The sequence below is a fragment of the Streptomyces sp. NPDC046215 genome, assembly GCF_040646215.1.
Lineage (GTDB): Bacteria > Actinomycetota > Actinomycetes > Streptomycetales > Streptomycetaceae > Streptomyces > Streptomyces stramineus.
This window is the reverse complement of sequence record NZ_JBEYZW010000175.1, coordinates 1-3,833: the sequence shown is the minus strand read 5'-3', so window position 1 is coordinate 3,833 and position 3,833 is coordinate 1. Positions and strand designations below refer to the sequence as shown.

The following is a 3,833-nucleotide window of genomic DNA, read 5'->3' as shown; positions in this document are numbered from 1 at the left end:
GTACGGGGTCAAAAGGGAGCGGGAACAGGCTGTGGTGTCGAGCCTTGCCCCCCTGTGGTGCGGGTGGCCCGACCAGCCCGCCTCCCCCGGCACCCGCGCCCGGCGCAGGCCACGGTGCCCATGGACGTCTGTGCGGGCCGCCGCACGGACGACAGCCGTGCGCGCGACGGCGCCGGCCGGCCGTGGCCCGCACCGCCGTGCTCCGCGCGGGCGGCAACGGCCTCCGGCCCGGACCCGGCAGGCGCGTGACGGCCCACGGGCCGCGGCCGCGCGGCCGGCCGCGCAGGGCACCCGCGCCGTGCCGGGCACCCTCACTCCGCGCCCGGGCCGCACCGCGCCGAGCCCGCCGTCCCGCCGCGCTCCTCCCCCGGCGCCGGCCCGGCGCGTACGGGCGGAGCCCGGCACGGCGTCCCCATCCACCTCAACGACACGGGCTACCGGGCCCCGGCCGGAGCGGTACCGCTCGGCGGCCGGCCGGCGCCCCCGTTCCGACCGTCCACGGGAGACAGTCATGACCACCAGTACACGGCCGGTCGTCCTCGCCAACCCCAACACCCTTTCCGACCGGGCGGCCATGGGCCTGCCCGACACCTTCGTGGCCCGGGCGCCCCAGGAGGCCCTGGCCGCCCACCGGGACCTGCTCGGGGCCGAGCCGGCCGCGCTGGTCGCCCTCGCGGAGGACCCCGCCGAGCCGTTCGCCCGCCGCTACGCCGCCGGTACGGTCCTGGGCCTGGTGGGCGACCCGCGCGTCCGGCCCGAGGACCCGCCGATGGCCGACATCCCGGCGGCCCGTGCCCGCCTGGGCCTCGACCCGGCCGAGGCCGGCCCGGTCACCGCGCGCTGGCGCCACGCGGGCGTCGAGGAGGAGTGGATCGCCAAGGAGTGCCCCCGCTACGAGGTGGACCTCCCCGCGTTCCGGATCGCCCTGCACCCGGTGACCAACGCCGAGTACCGGCTCTTCCTGGAGGACACGGGCAGCACCTGGCTGCCGACGAGCTGGCGGTTCGGCGTCTACCCGGAGCTGCTCGCCAACCACCCGGTGTGGACCGTGCCGGCCGAGGCCGCCGACGCCTACGCCGCCTGGCTCGCCGCGCGCACCGGGCGCGCCTTCCGGCTGCCCACCGAGGCCGAGTGGGAGTACGCGGCCTCCGGCGGTGACGGCCGCGAGTTCCCCTGGGGCGACGCGTTCGTCCCCGGCAACGCCAACACCGTCGAGGAGGGCCCGCTGACCACCACGCCGATCGGCGTCCACCCCGCGGGCCGCTCGCCGTTCGGCGTGCACGACCTGGCGGGCAACGTCGAGGAGTACGTGGCCGACGACTACGCCCCCTACCCCGGCGGCGAGTCCGTCGCCGACGACCTCGCCGTGACCCGCGGGACCTACCGCGTCGCCCGGGGCGGCAGCTTCACCCGCTTCGGCGACCTCGCCCGCTGCGCCCGCCGGCACGGCTGGTACGAGCGGGAGATCTACGCCATGGGCTTCCGCCTCGCGGAGACGCCGTGACGACCTCCGCCGTCTCTCCCGCGGAGCGGGAGGCCATGCGCCGGGCCGTGGAACTGGCCGGCACCCGCCTGGGCCGCACCAGCCCCAACCCGGTCGTCGGGTGCGTCGTGCTCGCCCCGGACGGCACCGTCGTCGGGGAGGGCTTCCACAAGGGAGCGGGCCACCCGCACGCCGAACCCGAGGCCCTGGCGGCCGCCGGAGACCGGGCGCGGGGCGCCACCGCCGTGGTCACCCTGGAGCCGTGCGCCCACACGGGCCGCACCGGCCCCTGCGCGGACGCACTGCTGCGCGCGGGCGTCGCCCGGGTCCTCTACGCGGTGCCGGACCCCAACCCCGGTGCCGCGGGCGGCGCGGAGCGGCTGCGGGCCGCCGGCGTGGAGGTCGTCGGTGACGTGCTGCGCGAGGAGGCGGAGCGCGTCAACGAGCTGTGGCTCACCGCGATCCGCCGCGGCCGGCCGTGCGTGACCTGGAAGTTCGGCGGCACGCTCGACGGCCGTTCGGCGGCGCCCGACGGCACCTCCCGCTGGATCACCGGCCCGGCCGCCCGCGAGGACGCGCACCGGCTGCGCGCGTCGCACGACGCGGTGCTCGTCGGATCCGGGACCCTGCGCGCCGACGACCCGCACCTGGGGCTGCGGCACGGCGTGCCGGGCGAGCCGCCGCTGCGCGTGGTGCTGGACCGCACCGGGAGCATCCCGCCCGGCGCGCGCGTGCTCGACGACACCGCCCCGACCCTCGTCGCCGTCGGGGACAGCGCGCCGAAGCCGCAACTGCCGGGCGGCCACGAGGTGCTGGTCCTGCCGGAGACCGGGGGCCGGCTGGACCCCGCCGTGCTGCTGGACGAGCTCTACGGGCGCGGGCTGCGCTCGGTGCTGCTGGAGGGCGGTGCCCGCCTGGCCGCGGACTTCGCCGGCCGGGGCCTGCTCGACCGGGTGGTGGCCTACGTGGCGCCCATGCTGCTCGGCTCCGGCGGGCGCGCGGTCCTCGACGGCTTCGGGGCCGGCACCCTCACCGAGGGGCTGCGGCTGCACCTGGACGAGGTGCGGCGGCTGGGTGACGACGTGCGGATGGTGCTGCGCGGCCGTCCCCTGCCCGGCGCGCGGGAGGAGCGGTGAGCCCGCGGGTCACGGTCGTCTACCACAGCCGCGGCGGGGCCATGCGGGCCCTGGCCGAGGCGGCGGCCGAGGGCGCCGCGTCCTTCGGGGCCCGGGTGCGGCTGCGGCGCGTCGCCGACGAGGCGGCACCCGAGGCGGCGCGGTCCTGGCCCGAGGCGGTGGCCTCGCCCGACGACGTGCTGTGGGCGGACGGGCTGGTGCTCGCCACGCCCACGTACTTCGGGAACGTCTCCTCACCGTTCAAGCGGTTCCTGGAGTCCGCCTCGGCCCTGTGGGAGGAGGCGCCGCTGGCCGACCGGGTGGTGACGGGGATGACCTGCGCCACCAGCCGGGAGGGCGGCCGCGAGGCCACCTTGCTGACGCTCTATCAGACCGCCTACCGGTGGGGGTGCTGGGCGCTCGGCACGGAGCCCGGTGACCCGCTGTTCCAGGGCGTGGGTGCCAACCCGTACGGGCTGTCCTTCACTTCGGGGCCCGACGGGCGGGCCGGCGAACCCGAGCTCACGGCGGCCTGGACGCTGGGCCGCCGGCTGGCCGACGCGTCCGCCCGGGCCCGGACGGACGCCGGGGCCGCCCCCGCCGGACTCGGCCACAGCCGGGTCACGGTGGTGCACTGCGCCGAGGACGAACCGATCCGGCTGCTGGCGCAGGAGTGCGCGGCCGGGGCCCGTGAGCTCGGCGCCCGGGTGCGGCTGCGCCGGCTCGCCGGCCCGGGCGTCCCGGCGGAGTCGGGCCTGCCTGGCCGGACCGGCGGCGCCCCGCCGGCCGCTCCCGTCACTCCGCAGGACGTGGCGTGGGCGGACGCGGTGGTGTTCGGCGCCCCCGTGCGGTCCGGGGCCGTGGCCGCGCCGCTGCTGGGTTTCCTCCAGGCGCTGGAACCGGCGGCCGGCCCGGGGCCGCTGGCCGGGAAGCCGGCCGGCGGTTTCGTGAACGCGGCCCGGTCGCACTCCGGGGGCGAGCCGGCGCTGCTCACGCTCCATCAGGTGCTCCAGCACTCAGGGGCGCTGGTGGTGCCGTCGGGCGGGGCCGGTCCGCCGGTGTCCCCGGCGGGCGCCCTGCCCACGGCGGACGCCCTGGCCGCCGCGCGGCAGCAGGGGCGGCGGATGGCGCTGGCCGGTGACCGGCTGCGCCGCAGAACGGTGCCGGGCGGGCCGCGCGGCTGACACCAAGGCCGCACGGCGGGGCGGGCCCGGGCCCGCCCCCCCACGACCCGC

At 79.1% G+C, this 3,833-nt stretch carries 3 protein-coding genes; all 3 read left to right on the top strand.

The window, feature by feature from the left end; all coding sequences use genetic code 11:
- Nucleotides 1–511 precede the first annotated feature (511 nt).
- The 3 genes from ABZ951_RS33580 to ABZ951_RS33570 are packed head-to-tail and all read left to right on the top strand — an operon-like array spanning nucleotide 512 to nucleotide 3,782.
- Entirely contained in the window at nucleotides 512–1,504 is a 993-nt protein-coding gene (locus tag ABZ951_RS33580) for an SUMF1/EgtB/PvdO family nonheme iron enzyme (protein WP_344097275.1), read from the top strand.
- Nucleotides 1,505–1,539: 35 nt separating this feature from the next.
- Nucleotides 1,540–2,619 (top strand): bifunctional diaminohydroxyphosphoribosylaminopyrimidine deaminase/5-amino-6-(5-phosphoribosylamino)uracil reductase RibD, encoded by a 1,080-nt coding sequence (gene ribD / locus ABZ951_RS33575; RefSeq protein ID WP_344097277.1) that lies wholly within the window; start codon nucleotides 1,540–1,542, stop codon nucleotides 2,617–2,619.
- Nucleotides 2,616–3,782: a flavodoxin family protein gene (locus ABZ951_RS33570; protein ID WP_361281742.1), complete on the top strand. Its 1,167-nt coding sequence runs from the start codon at nucleotides 2,616–2,618 to the stop codon at nucleotides 3,780–3,782. Before ribD ends, ABZ951_RS33570 begins: the two co-directional genes overlap by 4 nt.
- Nucleotides 3,783–3,833 lie beyond the last annotated feature (51 nt).

Excerpts from the sequence above, each read along its gene's own strand:
- ABZ951_RS33580 (WP_344097275.1), top strand. The coding sequence starts at position 512 with ATGACCACCAGTACACGGCCGGTCGTCCTCGCCAACCCCAACACCCTT.
- ribD (WP_344097277.1), top strand. The coding sequence starts at position 1,540 with ATGCGCCGGGCCGTGGAACTGGCCGGCACCCGCCTGGGCCGCACCAGC.